12 protein-coding genes are annotated in these 14,370 nt (G+C 64.4%); 10 read left to right on the top strand and 2 right to left on the bottom strand.

Going from position 1 to position 14,370, the window contains the following annotated elements; translation table 11 throughout:
• Positions 1-32 precede the first annotated feature (32 nt).
• The 8 genes from E0E00_RS01280 to E0E00_RS01245 all read left to right on the top strand — a co-directional run bounded on the left by E0E00_RS01280 (position 33) and on the right by E0E00_RS01245 (position 7,073).
• Positions 33-773 (top strand): VUT family protein, encoded by a 741-nt coding sequence (locus E0E00_RS01280; RefSeq protein ID WP_130810684.1) that lies wholly within the window; start codon positions 33-35, stop codon positions 771-773.
• Positions 770-1,492: an SDR family NAD(P)-dependent oxidoreductase gene (locus E0E00_RS01275; RefSeq protein WP_242622082.1), complete on the top strand. Its 723-nt coding sequence runs from the start codon at positions 770-772 to the stop codon at positions 1,490-1,492. Before E0E00_RS01280 ends, E0E00_RS01275 begins: the two co-directional genes overlap by 4 nt.
• 5 nt (positions 1,493-1,497) lie before the next feature.
• Positions 1,498-2,952 carry an alkaline shock response membrane anchor protein AmaP gene (amaP, locus tag E0E00_RS01270; RefSeq protein ID WP_130810682.1) on the top strand — a complete coding sequence of 485 codons (1,455 nt, stop codon included), beginning with the start codon at positions 1,498-1,500 and terminating at the stop codon, positions 2,950-2,952.
• A 2-nt stretch (positions 2,953-2,954) separates the two neighbouring features.
• Positions 2,955-3,347, top strand: coding sequence for a DUF2273 domain-containing protein (locus E0E00_RS01265; protein ID WP_130810680.1), 393 nt, complete (start codon positions 2,955-2,957; stop codon positions 3,345-3,347).
• Between the two features lie 71 nt (positions 3,348-3,418).
• Complete coding sequence (locus E0E00_RS01260) at positions 3,419-3,985, top strand: Asp23/Gls24 family envelope stress response protein (protein ID WP_130810678.1); 567 nt, start codon at positions 3,419-3,421, stop codon at positions 3,983-3,985.
• Between the two features lie 3 nt (positions 3,986-3,988).
• On the top strand, positions 3,989-5,338 hold the full coding sequence (locus E0E00_RS01255; protein WP_130810676.1) for a Mur ligase family protein: 1,350 nt from the start codon (positions 3,989-3,991) through the stop codon (positions 5,336-5,338).
• On the top strand, positions 5,331-6,113 hold the full coding sequence (locus E0E00_RS01250; protein WP_130810674.1) for a type 1 glutamine amidotransferase: 783 nt from the start codon (positions 5,331-5,333) through the stop codon (positions 6,111-6,113). Before E0E00_RS01255 ends, E0E00_RS01250 begins: the two co-directional genes overlap by 8 nt.
• Positions 6,114-6,164: 51 nt before the next feature.
• Entirely contained in the window at positions 6,165-7,073 is a 909-nt protein-coding gene (locus E0E00_RS01245; protein WP_130810672.1) for a ribokinase, read from the top strand.
• Between the two features lie 23 nt (positions 7,074-7,096).
• Here the strand turns inward: E0E00_RS01245 and E0E00_RS01240 are convergent, their stop codons facing one another.
• Positions 7,097-9,133 (bottom strand): DUF6541 family protein, encoded by a 2,037-nt coding sequence (locus E0E00_RS01240; protein WP_130810670.1) that lies wholly within the window; start codon positions 9,131-9,133, stop codon positions 7,097-7,099.
• A gap of 192 nt (positions 9,134-9,325) precedes the next feature.
• Here E0E00_RS01240 and E0E00_RS01235 point away from each other — a divergent pair, with 192 nt between their 5' ends.
• Positions 9,326-11,380, top strand: coding sequence for a DUF6541 family protein (locus tag E0E00_RS01235; protein WP_130810668.1), 2,055 nt, complete (start codon positions 9,326-9,328; stop codon positions 11,378-11,380).
• A gap of 110 nt (positions 11,381-11,490) precedes the next feature.
• On the opposite strand, the gene E0E00_RS01230 is transcribed toward E0E00_RS01235, so the two are convergent.
• Positions 11,491-12,141, bottom strand: a complete 651-nt coding sequence (locus E0E00_RS01230) for an HAD family hydrolase (protein ID WP_130810666.1) — start codon at positions 12,139-12,141, stop codon at positions 11,491-11,493.
• A 364-nt stretch (positions 12,142-12,505) separates the two neighbouring features.
• On the opposite strand from E0E00_RS01230, the gene aspS reads away from it, so the two are divergent.
• A complete protein-coding gene (gene aspS, locus E0E00_RS01225; RefSeq protein ID WP_130810664.1) occupies positions 12,506-14,272 on the top strand; it encodes an aspartate--tRNA ligase in 1,767 nt (588 codons plus the stop codon).
• Positions 14,273-14,370 lie beyond the last annotated feature (98 nt).

Below are 14,370 nucleotides of genomic sequence, written 5' to 3'. Positions count from 1 at the left end.
CCTGCTTGTCAATCCAAAACCGGGAGAAGCGCATGCTCAGGCAAACCCTTGAGGACTACAAAGTCCTCCTCAGAAGCATCCCCAGTGCGACCGTCACCCTCTTTGTGGTGAGCGTCATCGTGATGAACCTCCTTGCGAACAAAGAGCTGGTATCGCTACCATGGCTCGCGCTCGACTGTGGCTTCTGCGTGAGCTGGGTGAGCTTTCTCTGTATGGACATGATCTGCAAGCGCTTTGGCGCCAACGCATCCATCAAGGTGAGCCTTCTCGCCCTTGCAATCAACCTGGCGGTGTGCGTGCTGTTCTGGCTCGCGAGCATGACGCCGGGCATGTGGGGCGCCTACTACGACACGGGCAGCCTCCAGGTAAACGACGCCCTCAACGCCACGTTTGGCGGCTCGTGGTACGTGGTGGCGGGATCGTCTGTGGCCATGCTCTGCTCGTCTGTGACCAACTCGCTGCTCAACGAGGGCATCGGCCGCAGGCTCCGCAAGAACACGTTTGGCGCCTTTGCCCTGCGCTCCTACGCGAGCACGCTCGTTGGGCAGTTTGTCGACAACCTTGTGTTTGCGACCATCGTGAGCCACACCTTCTTTGGCTGGACGTGGCTGCAGGTCCTCACCTGCTCGCTCACGGGAGCCATCTTCGAGCTCCTGTGCGAGGTGTTCCTCTCGCCTGTAGGCTATCGCGTGGTGCGCGGCTGGGAGCGCGAGCGCGTGGGCGAGGAGTACCTGCACCTGCATGCCGCCAAGGCGACAGGGGCCGAGCAGTGAGTGCCGAGAGGGGCCTGCCGCTCGACGCCGGCAGCCGCTCGCTTTCCGTGCTTGTCACGGGCACGTCGCGCGGCATCGGCCAGGCGACGGCGGGCCTCTTCCTGTCGCGCGGGCATCGCGTATGGGGGATGGACGTGTTGCCCGCCGCAATCGAGCACACCCGCTACCAGCACGTCGTTTGCGATGTGCGCAATCGTTCTGCACTGCCGGCCGGCATTGCGCCCGAGGTTATCGTGAGCAACGCGGGTGTGCAGGGCAGCGGGTCCGACATCGACGTCAACCTCAAAGGCGCTCTCAACGTATGCGAGCGCTACGCGTTTGAGCCGGGCGGTCGCACGCCTGCGCCGCAGGTGCGCGCCGTAGTGCTCGTGGGGTCTTCCAGCGGGCACACCGGCGCGGAGTTCCCCGAGTACGCGGCGTCGAAGGGCGGCGTGCTTGCGTATGCAAGGAACCTGGCCCAGCGCCTTGCTCCACAGGCAACCTGCAACAGCGTGGATCCGGGCGGGGTGCTCACCGAACTCAACCGCCCCGTGATGGATGACCCTGCGCTCTGGGGGCGTATCATGGCCCTCACGCCGCTTCGCCGCTGGGCAACGCCTGAAGAGATTGCGGAATGGATCTACTTCGTTGCCGTAACCAACCGTTTCATGACGGGGCAGAACCTGCTCATCGACGGTGGCGAAGCGGGAGGTTTTGATTTCGTGTGGCCGGAGGACTAAGAGATATGAGCAATCTGCTCGATGCCATCGCCGAATCCGACGAGGACGTCTGCGGCCGTGAGTTTGTGGGCGAGGACCTCTCGGGAGAGGACCTTGGACATGTGGAGTTCGAGGACTGCACCTTTAGCGGGTGCGTTCTTGCCTCTGCGCGGATGGGTCGGCCGAGCCTCGAGCGCTGCACGCTTATGGGTTGCGACTTGGCAAACGTTGCGGGAAACACCGGCTTCTGGCGTGATACGAGGGTTGCCGACTGCCGGCTTGCGGGGGCCGACCTCCACAAGTCCGTCCTGGTGCGCACGCAGTTTTCGGGCTGCGACCTGCGTGAGGCGTCCCTCTCGCAGCTTCGCATTCGCGGCTGGCTGCACCTCGAAGACTGCGACCTCACGCGTGCCGAGCTCTTCCAGACGCGCTTGGCGGGTGTCAACCTCACGGGCTGCAGCATCGCGGGCATCCGCGCGGTGACGATTGTGTTGCTGCCTGCAACACAATCGTCGACGAATCTGTTGCGACCTGCGGCTCGTCACACATTCGTGTACGAATGTGTGACGGATAGAAGGGAGGCTGGCGAGAACGGCGCGAGGGAGGCTGGCGAGAACGGCGCGCGATCAGGGCGCCGCGCCCCCTCATTAGCGTCTCGGCAAAGGGGTATCCTCTTCTTTGTCAGGCCGACGGAAAACCCGTCGGGACGGCGGTCGACAGGGGAGTTGCGCATGGATGGGTTCAAGCGCTTCTGCATGTTCGTCTTCTCGCTGGCAGGGCTTTTGACCCTGGCGGCGTTCGCGTTCACATGGCTGGGGCCCTGGACGGCCCAGGCATCGGCGCTCTTCGTGCTTCCGGAGTACTACACTGCGGTTGAGGTGCTGCTTCTCATTACGGTGGTGGGTCTTCTCATCCTGCTCTTCCGCTCGGTCTTTGCGCGGCGAGTACGCACCGTCGAGGTGACCACCGTCGACGGCGGCACCATCTCGGTCTCGCGTGATGCCATTGCGTCCCAGGCCAGGCATGTGGTCGAGGTAGACGGTGCCTGCTCGGCAGACCGCGTCTACGTGAACGCCAAGAAGAGCGGGCACATCCGCGTGCATGTGCGTGTCCTGCCGCATGAGAGCGTGGACGTGGTCCAGAAGGGCACCGAGCTCCACGACGAGCTGGTCCGTGGTCTCGCGGCCGTGTGTGGCGACAAGCTCGAGGACGTGAGCCTCGAGTTCGTGGAGCCCAGGGAACCCACTGACACCCCCGTTGCGGGCAACGTGAGCGTGCCCACACCCTCGCAGGCAGCACCTGCTGCTGAGGACCATCTCGCACCAGGGCCCGAGGTCGAGGCCCCCGCGCCGGAGGCCCCTGTGGCAGCATCCCAGACGGCATCCTATGGCACCATTACGGTACCCATGAGCCCGGGACATGAGGGGTCGTCCGCCTCAGCAGACGATAAGCCCGCAGACAACCGGGATGGGGAGGCCTAGCCATGAGCGACGAGTTCAACAAGGCACCGCGGGCCAAGGTCGAGGCAGAGGCCCCACAGGCGCAGCGCGCCGACGAGCACGATGCCACGAAGGCGTCCACGGAGACTCCCCGTACCGACGCCACACCCGGGAAGACGACCCCCGAAGGCTCGCAGAGCGGCGTCGACAAGGTCTCCGCATGGGTGAGTCGCACCTTCCCCGGCCACGAGAACGCCTTCCTGGGCGGCGTCTGCGGTCTGATCGTCGCAATCGTGATGGCGGCCATCGGATTTTGGCGCGCGCTGCTGCTCGTGCTTCTCGTGCTTGTCGGCGTGGCCATAGGCCAGAAGGCAGACGGTGACCCCAAGATCTGGCGCGCCATAAGCAAGCTCTTTAGGGATCACGAGATTCACTAGGCACGCGGCTCACGCATCATGCCCACTATGCCGTAACATCGCAGTCATCAGTCCACGTAAAAGGAGCGAGCATGGACACCGAGAATAGCGTACAGCAGGCCGAGGCTCCGGCAGAGACGGGCATCGTTGCCACCACGGCATCCACGGCCCCGAGCGAGCCCGTCCAGGTTCAGGACATCGACATCGCAGACGACTCCGATTCCGAGGACTCCCTCACGTTCTCCAATGGCGTAATCGAGAAGATCGTCGCCATTGCCATGCGCGACGTCCCCGGCGTAGTGGGCATGAAGGGCAGCTGGCTCAACCGCGTGCAGGACGCATTTGGTGCCTCTGATACCACGAAGGGCGTGTCGGTTGAGGTCACGCCCGAGAGCGCCGTCAAGGTGAACGTCTCGGTGCTCATCGAGTACGGCGCCTATGCGCCGCAGGTCTTTGAGGACGTCAAGAAGGCCGTCGTGAAGCAGGTCACGGGCATGACCGGCCTGGAAGTCGCGGGCGTCAACCTGCGTATCGAGGACGTGCTCACGCCCGAGGAGTACAAGCGCAGCGTGGAGGCCGAGAGGGGTGCAGAAGAATCCGCGCCCGTGGCCGGCACCGACGACGCTGACGCAGCCACTGCACGTGGCGGGAAGGCATAGCGCATGGGAGTTCGCAATGCCTGCGCCGTCGGCCTGGGACGGCTTGCGTCCTGGGGCCTGCGTCGTGTGCTCCACCGCAATGCATCGCAGATGCCGGGTAGGGTCACCCTTGCGCTCGACCCCAATGCCATAGCGCACCTCGCGTCCAAGCTCTCCGAGGGCTCTATCGTGGTCTGCGGCACAAACGGCAAGACCACCACCAACAACGTGCTGGCCAACGCCATCGAGCGCTCGGGCAAGAGCGTGCTGTGCAACCGTGCGGGTGCTAACATGGCGGCTGGCGTTGCCGCCGCAATGCTTCCCGGCTCCGGCGCGGACTGGGCGGTGATGGAGGCCGACGAGCTCTCGACCGTCCACATCCTGCCCCAGCTGCGTCCTCGCTACCTGGTGCTGCTCAACCTCTTTCGCGACCAGCTCGACCGTGCGGGCGAGATAGACCACGTACAGGACACCATCGTCGCCGCGCTCGCGGTCTCGCCCAACACGACGCTTGTGGTGTGCGGGGACGACCCGCTCTCCGTGGGAGTGGCGCTATGCGCCCAGAGGGCTGGCACCAAGGTACTGACCTTTGGGATGGGAGAGGACCTTCGCCTTCCGCCCGACCGCGTGCCCGAGGCGCGCTTCTGCCAGGTCTGCGGAGCCGAGCTCACCTACGACTATCGTGCCTATGCCCAACTCGGCGCCTTTAGGTGCCCCAACGGCGACTTCTCCCGTCCCAAGCTGGACTTTGTTGCCACAGGCGTGCACGTGGACGCCCATGGCGTGGCCTTTGACGTGGCGTTTCCCGAGGGTGGCGCGGCTCACGTCTCGGCGGGCTTTGGCGGCGTGTACATGGTCTACAACCTGCTTGCGGCTGCGGCGGCGGCGCACCTTGCGGGCGTCGATGCCGCCTCGTTCCAAGCCGCGCTCGACGGCTACCATCCTGAGAACGGCCGCCTCCAGCACTTCATGGTGGGAGGCCGCGAGGTCGTGCTCAACCTGGCAAAGAACCCCACGGGCTTCAACCAGAACATCTCGCTGCTCCAGGCCGACGCCCGCCCCAAGGCCGTCTTCTTTGTGATCAACGACGACTTCAACGACGGCAAGGACATCTCCTGGATCTGGGACGTGGACTTTGAGCGGCTTCTTGGCGAGAAGGACCTCCTCGCCTTTGCGGGCGGCCACCGCGCCAACGACGTGCAGGTGCGCATGAAGTACGCGGGCATCAAGGCGCCTGTGGCGGCCACGGTCTCCGAGGTGCTGGGGCGTCTTGGCTCGGTACCCGTCGAGAGGCCCCTCTACGTGCTGTGCAACTACTCTGCGCTGTGGCCGGCCAAGGCCGAGCTCGAGGGGATGGGTGAGCGCCGTGACTAGCCAGGCTGTCGAGAGTCGCGGTGGCGCCAAGGGCGGCCGCACGCTGCGCATCGCCCACCTCTACCCGGAGCTCCTGAACCTCTACGGTGACTCTGGCAACATCCTGTGCCTGCGCCGCCGCATGGAGTGGCGCGGCCTCGCGCCGGACGTGATGGAGGTCCATGTAGACGATACGCCGTCCTTCTCGGATGTGGACATCGCCTTCATCGGCGGTGGGTCAGACCGCGAGCAGCGCATCGTGTGCGACAAGCTCCTGGCCGAGCAGGCAGAGATCAGGGCCTTTGTCGAGGACGGCGGCGTGCTTGCAGCCGTCTGCGGCGGCTACCAGCTGCTGGGCTCGAGCTACCTCATGGCCGACGAGCGCGTCGAGGGCCTCTCGCTCGTAGACCTCTACACCGACCACGGCGACCCGCGCCTCATTGGCAACATCGTGGTGGAGAGCAGCGTTTCCCCGCAACCCATCGTGGGCTACGAGAACCACGCCGGCCGCACCCACCTGGGCGAGGGCATAGCCCCGCTGGGGTGCGTGGTCTATGGCCATGGCAACGATGGCGTGACGGGCTACGAGGGCGTGCTCTACAAGAACGTGGTGGGCACCTACGTCCATGGCCCGCTTCTGCCCAAGAACCCTGGCGTCGCGGACTACCTCATTGCCCGCGCGATGGAGCGCAAGTACGGCACGGCGGAGCTTGAGCCGCTCGACGATACCGAGGAGCTCGCTGCCAACCAGGTCATGTACCATCGACTCATGGCAGGAGAGGTTCGGGAGAGCTAGTGCGCCAGCCGTGGCCGTGGACGGTCGCGTGGCGCTCAGGATGGAGGGCGCATGTCGAAGGTCATCGTCTTTGGGTCGCTCAACATGGACCTCTCGGTTGGCTGCCCGCGCGTCCCCGGCGCAGGCGAGACCATCATCGGCCACGGTTTTCTCGCAAGCCCCGGTGGCAAGGGCGCAAACCAGGCCGTGGCCTCGGCGCGCATGGGCGTCGTCACGCACATGGTGGGCGCCGTGGGCAAAGACGTCTTTGGTACCCGCGTCGTGCAGTCGCTCGTCGAGGCCGGGGTGCTCTGCGAGCGCGTCCGCGCGCTCAAGAACGTTCCCACGGGCACGGCGACGATCCTTCGCGCCGAGGGGGACAACCGCATCGTGGTCGACCCCGGAGCCAACGCCGCAACCCCGGCAGACGTGGTCTGCTCGGCCATCGACGACATTGCAAAGCCAGGCGACATCTTCTTGGCGCAGCTCGAGTGCGACCTGGACACTACGGTGGATGCCATTGCCTATGCCCGTGAGTCTGGCCTCTACACCATCTTGAACGCCGCCCCCGTGGCGATGCTTCCCTCAGACGTGTACCAGGCCATCGACCTTCTCTGCGTGAACGAGACCGAGTGCAAGGCGCTCACGGACATCTCGCCAGATACCGAGAGGGGCTGCATGCGCGCGCTCATGGCCTTCTCGGCACGAGGCGTGGCAACCACGGTCATCACGCTGGGGGCAAAGGGGTCCGTCGCGCGCATTGCCGACGACGTGTACCGCATGGGCTCCTTCGAGCTCAACGCTGCAGATACGACGGCTGCGGGAGACACGTACCTGGGCGTGCTGGCGGCGCAGCTCTCGCAGGGCCTCGACATCGTCGATGCCATGCGCTGGGCCTCTGCCGCAGGTGCCCTGGCAACCACGCGCGAGGGCGCTCAGCGCTCGATTCCCTCTCTCGCCGAGGTCCAGAAGTTGTTGTGAGACAAGGGGACTGTCCCTTTGTCTCACCCGGTGATGCGATAGAGCTTGTAGCCGTTCTCCTCAAGAACGAGCTCGAAGCCAGGTGTGTCATCGGTGATGTAGTTGATGCCGCGCCACTTGGTTGCGTCGTAGGTGTCCTTCACGAAGGTGTTGTTGCGCTCGTCGGTGCTCATTACGAGAACATAGCGCGCGCCAATGGACTCAACGGCCTCCTGCACCTGGGAGTCGTTGGCAATGTTGTAGAGCCGCTGGCGAATGACGCGGCTCTGCCAGGTCTCGTCGCTGCCTCCGTAGCCAGAGAAGAACCGGTAGTAGCAGCGCATGCCCGTGACGCCGTAGCCAAAGACGCTGCCGTCGAAGGGCTGGTTGATGACAAGGTCGTTGCCAACCAGGCGGTGGGCCTCCTCCATGAAGTTGGCCTCCTGGTAGGTGAGCGGCGCTTCGTGCGAGTAGGCACGCCAGACGTAGTTCTGGTAGGTGGCCCAGGGGCTGTTATTGTCGTAGTTAAAGCCGTTCTGGGCCTTGCCGGGATAGAAGAGCGCGAGCGGCACATACACCGCTGCCACAACGAGCGCCGCTGCCACAGAGAGCCCGCGCCAGTTTTGTGCGGGCGTCAGGCGCACAAGGCGGCACGCGCCCTCGGTGACCGCGTCCAGCCCAAAAGCAATCAGCGGCACCGAGAAGATCGTGGCCAACGACCCAATGCGGTACGGGTCGGAGTACCAGTACCCAATGAGGATGGAGCGAAAGGCGTCGTCGCTTGAGCCGCACGCAACGTAGGTCATGTACGCCGCGATGGCGTAGGGCACCACAGCCCAGCGCGTCTCTCGGCGAGAGGCGAGCAGGACCCCGCCCACGAGCAAAAGCGCCGCAGGGAAGAGCTGCTCGGCATCGGGCGCCGGCCACATGCCGCGCATGTAGCTCAGGTGCAAGACGTTGGTGATGGCGTTGTCGTCCCTGGCAAAGGCGTCCCAGTGGTAGCCAATGAGGCCCTTGAAGGCGGGAATCTTTGTGGCTCCCACCCAGATGACCACACAGAGCAGGGCAAAGCCCACGGCAAGCGCACGCGGGCCGACGCTTACGCGCGACCCGCACCGAACGCGCAGGCTGGAGCCCCACACACGAGCAACGATCCACGGCACCAAGAAGACCGCCATCGAGAAGACCACGTTGGGGTGGAGAAGCACCGTGCCGCCTGCAGCGAGGGCCCACGCGACAAGGTGGGCAAGCGTTGCCCGGCGGTTGTCTCCCTGGTCGAAGGTGCGCATGAAGAGGGCGCAGATGGCGGGCAGCACCGCGAATGAGGCAATGTTGGGGTAGACTGGCCCCCAGTTGGAGATGCCCCAGGGAAAGATTGTGAGCGTGAGCGAGCCTACGGCGCCGAGGGCCACCACGCGCGTGCGTCCGGGGAAGAGCGTCGAGAGCAGAAGCAACATGGAGAGGGGATAGACCACCGCCATAAACGCAAGGTTCACGGCGTTGACGGCGCTGGTGACGCTGACGTTGGTGGAGAGCGCGACCGTTGCGCACAGCACGTGCCAGCCCGAGGGGTAGTAGCCGGTCGATTGCACGGAGAGAAGCGCGTTCGATTCGGTCGAGTACGAGCGGCCGTCAAGCGGTGACATCGAGAGCGAGTCCATCATCGCACGGATGGAGTTGATGTGATGCACCGTGTCGTAGTCCTGGTGGAAGACGTTGGGGGAGGGGAGCATGCTGGCGAGAAAGACGTAGCTGGCGGCAAGCCCTGCCACGAGGAAGAGCGCCACGAGGGCCGGGTGCACGGCTGGGGCCCCATCGGCGGTCCCGCGAGGGGTGCGCCTGCGGAGAAGCGCTGCCACCAGGAGCACCGTAGTGGGCAGGCCAACCATCATGACGGGCGTGGCGGGGACTCCCGCCATCGAGTACGCCTGCCCCATAAGGCAAAGGACGGCCACGCCGAGAGGTGCCGATGCAAGCAGTGCCGTCATGCGGGGAATCCCCACCGTGCGGCCGAGAAGATATCCCGGAACGCCCAGGTAAAGCAGCGTCACGAGGACCGTTACATAGAATGAGAGCCACATGGCCGGTTGTATCCGCTTCGCTCGAGGGTGGGCGCGCGGGGCACCGCGCGTGTAATCAGCCGTTCCATCCTAGCCCATAGGGGTGCAGGAGAAACGTGACAATGTCCCACATGGTAGACTACCTGCTGGGCTGGCATCCCGCTTGCCCCTAGTCGCGTCCTCCTGCATGGAGGAGATGGGAGCGGCCTCCCCATGTGGCCCTTGTTCTTCCTCGCTTGCCTGCTTGCCTTGGTGGTTATCTACCTGCCGGGCGCGCTCGCGCTTCGAGCGCTGGGGCTTCGTATCGAGGACGCTATCGCCTGCGCTCCCCTCTATGGGATAGCCTTTCTAGCGATAAACGCCATGGTTCTGCCATACCTTGGCATCCCGGCATCCCTGCTCGCGCTTGTTGGCCCCATGTTGGTCTTTGGTGCCGCGGCCTACGCCATGGCCTCTGCGCGGCGTCGCCGTACGGCAGGCGACAAGGCCTCCGCCACGCCTGACGGGGACTGCATCCAGGTCTGCGGACACGGCGTGCCCGCATGGTCTGTCCTTGTCGTCTATGGCATCGTCGGTGTGGCCTTGTGCTGCCTGACCTTTGTGCGCAACCTCGGAGATCCCCAGGCCTTTGTGCAGGAGTTCGATAACTGCTTCCATCTTGCCGCCATTCGCACCTATCTCTCCACGGGGAACTTCTCGTCCTCCTCGAGCTTCTACTACGTGCCCGGGGGTGCCATGCCTCTCGTGTCTCAGGCGGGGTTTTATCCCAGCGCCTGGCATGACCTGTGCGCCCTTGTCGCCCAGACCCTCTCCGCACCGGTGACCCTTGCCGTAAACGCCGTCAACGCAACGCTTGTGGGCGTGGTCTTCCCGGTATCTGCCTTCTTCCTGTTGCGCAAGGCTTTCCCAGGTGGGGACTCTGTCGTTGTGGCCGGGCTCTCTGTGGCTCCGTGCTTTGCCTGCTTCCCGTGGGACTTCCTCACGTTTGGGCCGCTCTATCCCAACCTGCTCACCAATACCCTGGTGCCGCTCGGTGTTGGTGCGTTTGTCGTCTTCGCGTGGCCCGGTGGCAAGCGGGGCGTGCGTCTGCGCATGCTGGTGGTCTTTATCCTGGCCTGCGTTGCCCAGGGCCTCTCTCAGCCCAATGGCATCTTCACCATGGCAGCGCTGCTTGCGGCGTATGTCGTGTGGGCAGCCATGAGGGCGGCTAGGCTCGCGCGCGAGGCTGGTCGACGCGCGCCCGCTCCGCTGGCCGCGGGGGTCATCGCGTTTTTCGCCGTTGGCCTCATCTGGGCGGGCTGCTACAAGCTGCCCATGCTTCGCGCGGTCGTGACGTTCGACTACTGGCAGTCCAGCATGGGGGTTCGTGACGGCGCGCTTGCCGCCCTCTCCCTTGGCATGAACGGACATCCTGCCCAGTGGGCGCTTGCCGTCCTGGTGATCCTTGGCGCTGTGCTCGCCGTGATTGACCGCTCGCGCGACCACTGGTGGCTTGCCGTCTCCTGGGCGTTCATTCTCATCTGCTTTGTGATAGACGTGTCTACCGAAGGTTTGATCAAGCGCCTTACCTGTGGTTTTTGGTATGCAGACCCGCATCGTATAGCGGCCAACCTCAGTCTTGCCGCCGTGCCGCTTGCGGCGTTTGGCCTGTCCTGGCTGGGCGAGAAGGCCTCCTGCCTGCTGCGTCGCGCAGAGGACTCTGTCGTCCCGCTTGCGGTGGGGGCCGCTGCCTTGCTTGTGGTGAGCTTCCCGGCGTACCTGCCAACCGGCTCGACCGAGGGTTCCACCGCCTTTGCGAATCTGGGAGTTTCGGTTGTTGGCCAGAGCGATCTCATTCACCATCCCCTCACGGCAGAGGAGTTCGAGTTCTCGAGGGAGGCCCTTGCCGCAATCCCCGAGGGCTCACTCGTAATTAACGAGTCGGAAGACGGCAGCGTCTATCTCTATCCGCTCCTGGACGCCAACATCTACTACCGCGCGATCTCTTTCTTCGACGGCAGCAAAAACGAGACGGCCGAGAGCCTTCTCATCCGACATCACCTCTACGAGTATGCCTCCCGCCAGGATGTGCGCGATGCCGTCGCATCGATAGGTGCCCGCTACGTTCTTGTGCTGGACCAGGGCCCCGACGAGGGTGCGGGTCGCAGGCGCCTGTTGTCCTACGATCCCGAGCAGTGGGACGGCATCGAGGGGATAACGGACGGGACCCCTGGGTTCAAGGTCATTCTCGCCCGTGACGATATGCGCCTCTACGAGATTGAGGGGTAATGGGGGACTGCTCTCGGGCGCCTTGTGCCTTGCGGGCATCCAGGAGCGTATGAAGCTCGATGGCTGCCCTTTGGGGCTACGGCCGTCTTGACCCCAGCTTGCGCCGGTCCCTACGCCAGAATCTTGGCCTCAAGCTCGGTGGGCGTGTCTACGATGGTGGTCGCTCCATGCTCCACAAGCCATTTCTTGTCGCGAAACCCCCACGAGCAGGATAGGCACGCGCACCCGCAGTTCTTGGCGGTCTCGATGTCGACCTCAGAGTCACCCACATAGACCATGCCGTCCGCGCTCCTCCCCAGCTCATGCAGGATCACGTCGATCATGTCGCGGTTGGGCTTTCGCCTCGTGCCCGCGCGCTCGCCCATCACGTAGTCGAACTTGCCGGGGTAGAAGTGGTCGATGATGCCCTGCACGGCGAAGTCTGCCTTGTTCGAGACAACGGCGCAGGTGACGCCCGAGGCACGAAGGTCGTCGATGACTTCGGCCATGCCGGTGTAGGGGCGTGTGGTGTCGAGCTTGTGCTCGTCGTAGTAGGCCTTGAACTCGCTAAAGACTCGATCGGTGAGGTCCTTTGGCGTGCCTTCGGGGACCGAGAGGTCGATGAGACGCCGAATGCCGTTGCCGGTGAAGAGACGCACCTCGGCTAGGCTGCGCTTGGGCAGGCCACATGTCACAAGCGAGTGGTTGACGGCGCCAAAAAGGTCGTCCAGCGTGTTGAGCAGCGTCCCGTCGAGGTCGAAAATCGCGGTCTGGTATGGCATTCCACATCACTCCCACCGCATCCGCTCGAAAACCGTTGTCCGTGTGGTTACGTGGTGCGGATGCGCTTACGTATCATGAACGTCGGCTAGCCAAACGAGCGTACACGCAATCCAGCGCGTGCGCCGGGCACCTGCCAGAACGACACGTAAACCCCAGGTGGGCCACAGACAGTTGCCGGGGTTCTTCTCGTCCCGCCATGCGGGCTTTTCGTTAAGGTGTCGTTGCCGACCTGCGTGTTGGTGGGTACTCTCGCCTGTTTGGTTTACCATGGCCAGTTGCGCGTGTCGCCGCGGTCTACGTCGGCGCGCCGTCATCTGTTGGTCTGCCCGTACGGCACGGGGCGGAAGAGGCGAGAGGAACCACATGTCCCACAGCATGCATACGCACACCTGCGGCGAGTTGCGCGAGGCGAACATTGGCGAGGAGGTCACGCTTACCGGTTGGGTCTGGCACCGTCGTGACCACGGTGGCCTCATCTTTGTCGACTTGCGCGACCGCACCGGCGTCACGCAGCTCGAGTTTGACCCCGAGGTCTGTGACGAGGCAACGTTCCACGAGGCAGAGACCATTCGCTCCGAGTGGCCCATTCTCGTGAGCGGCATCGTGCGGGAGCGTCCCGAGGGCCAGGACAACGACAAGCTGGCCACCGGTGCGATTGAGGTCTATGTCACCCAGATCAAGGTCTTGAATACCTCCAAGACACCGCCGTTCCAGATTGAGGATCACGTGGACACTGCCGAGGACCTGCGCCTGCGCTACCGCTACCTCGATCTGCGTCGCCCCAAGATGACCCAGAGCCTCAAGCTTCGCTCCGACTTCACCTTCGCCCTGCGCGAGGCCTTCCACGGAAGCGACTTCATGGAGGTCGAAACCCCCTCGCTCTTCAAGTCCACGCCTGAGGGCGCGCGTGACTTCCTGGTGCCCAGCCGCATGCAGCCAGGCCACTTCTACGCGCTGCCGCAGTCGCCGCAGCTCCTGAAGGAACTCCTCATGGTGGGCGGCGTCGAGCGCTACTACCAGATTGCAAAGTGCTTCCGCGACGAGGACCTGCGCAAGGACCGCCAGCCCGAGTTCACCCAGGTGGACGTTGAGATGAGCTTTGTCACCCAGGACGATGTCATGGGCGCACTCGAGCAGGTCTTTGCCGAGGCCTTCGGTAAGATGGGCGTTGAGATGCAGCTTCCCCTGCGCCGCATCGGGTACTGGGATGCCATGGACACCTACGGCATCGACAAGCCCGACACGCGCTACGGCATGACGCTCCACGACGTTACGTCGATTTTCTCGGCATCCAAGTTCAAGCTCTTCGCCACCGCCGCGGCAACCGAGGGCCAGTACGTCAAGGCCATCAACGCCAAGGGTGCCGGCAGGTGGCCCCGTGCGAGGGTCGATCGCCTGGCCGACGTTGCCGCCGAGTTTGGCGCCAAGGGCCTGGCCTACATCGCCTTCCGTGAGGACGGCTCGGTGACCAGCCCAATCGTCAAGTTCTTCTCGGACGAGGAGATGGCAGCGCTTCGTACGGAGATGGATGTCGAGCCCGGGGACCTCGTGATGTTCGCCGCGGCAGACCGCCTGCGTGCCGACGAGATCCTGGGCGGCATGCGCTGCCACATGGCAGGCGAGCTCGACGTGCCACGTGAGGGCCACGACTTCCTGTGGGTCGTGAACTTCCCGCTCTTCCACTGGGACGAGGACCGCAAGTGCCTGGACTCCGAGCATCAGCCCTTCACCCAGCCCAACGAGGACGAGCTTGGCCTTCTCGACACCGACCCTCTCGCCATGGGCTCGCACACCATGGACTTTGTCATGGACGGCTACGAGGCCGGTGGCGGTGGCATGCGTGTCCACGACGCCAAGCTGCAGGAGAGGATTCTGGAGAAGCTCGGCTTCACGCCCGAGCGCGCGCGGGCGCAGTTCGGCTTCCTCATGAGCGCGCTCGAGTTCGGCGCGCCCCCCATGGGCGGCTTTGCGCTGGGTCTCGACCGCGTGTGCATGCTGCTTGCGGGCGCGGACAACATTCGCGAGGTCATGGCGTTCCCCAAGACGGCGAGCGGCTCCGACCTCATGAGCGCGGCCCCGTCTGAAGTCACAGGTACCCAGCTCAAGGAGGTCTCGCTGAGGCTGCTGTAGGGCTGGGGATTGTTGCGGCTGACGTGGCGCAGCTGCGTGTGATGCCGCACGTCCGCTTTTCGACGGGAAGCCCCGCATACGGCCCACGATGTCAATTC

Origin of the sequence: Olsenella sp. Marseille-P4559, assembly GCF_900605015.1 — a bacterium.
Classification (GTDB): domain Bacteria; phylum Actinomycetota; class Coriobacteriia; order Coriobacteriales; family Atopobiaceae; genus Tractidigestivibacter.
This window is presented reverse-complemented; position numbering and strand designations above follow the sequence as displayed.

What these genes read in the sequence shown, in the direction of transcription:
- E0E00_RS01280 (WP_130810684.1), top strand. Translation starts at nt 33, where the DNA reads ATGCTCAGGCAAACCCTTGAGGACTACAAAGTCCTCCTCAGAAGCATC.
- amaP (WP_130810682.1), top strand. Translation starts at nt 1,498, where the DNA reads ATGAGCAATCTGCTCGATGCCATCGCCGAATCCGACGAGGACGTCTGC.
- E0E00_RS01265 (WP_130810680.1), top strand. Translation starts at nt 2,955, where the DNA reads ATGAGCGACGAGTTCAACAAGGCACCGCGGGCCAAGGTCGAGGCAGAG.
- E0E00_RS01260 (WP_130810678.1), top strand. Translation starts at nt 3,419, where the DNA reads ATGGACACCGAGAATAGCGTACAGCAGGCCGAGGCTCCGGCAGAGACG.
- E0E00_RS01255 (WP_130810676.1), top strand. Translation starts at nt 3,989, where the DNA reads ATGGGAGTTCGCAATGCCTGCGCCGTCGGCCTGGGACGGCTTGCGTCC.
- E0E00_RS01245 (WP_130810672.1), top strand. Translation starts at nt 6,165, where the DNA reads ATGTCGAAGGTCATCGTCTTTGGGTCGCTCAACATGGACCTCTCGGTT.
- E0E00_RS01240 (WP_130810670.1), bottom strand. Translation starts at nt 9,133, where the DNA reads ATGTGGCTCTCATTCTATGTAACGGTCCTCGTGACGCTGCTTTACCTG.
- E0E00_RS01235 (WP_130810668.1), top strand. Translation starts at nt 9,326, where the DNA reads ATGTGGCCCTTGTTCTTCCTCGCTTGCCTGCTTGCCTTGGTGGTTATC.
- E0E00_RS01230 (WP_130810666.1), bottom strand. Translation starts at nt 12,141, where the DNA reads ATGCCATACCAGACCGCGATTTTCGACCTCGACGGGACGCTGCTCAAC.
- aspS (WP_130810664.1), top strand. Translation starts at nt 12,506, where the DNA reads ATGTCCCACAGCATGCATACGCACACCTGCGGCGAGTTGCGCGAGGCG.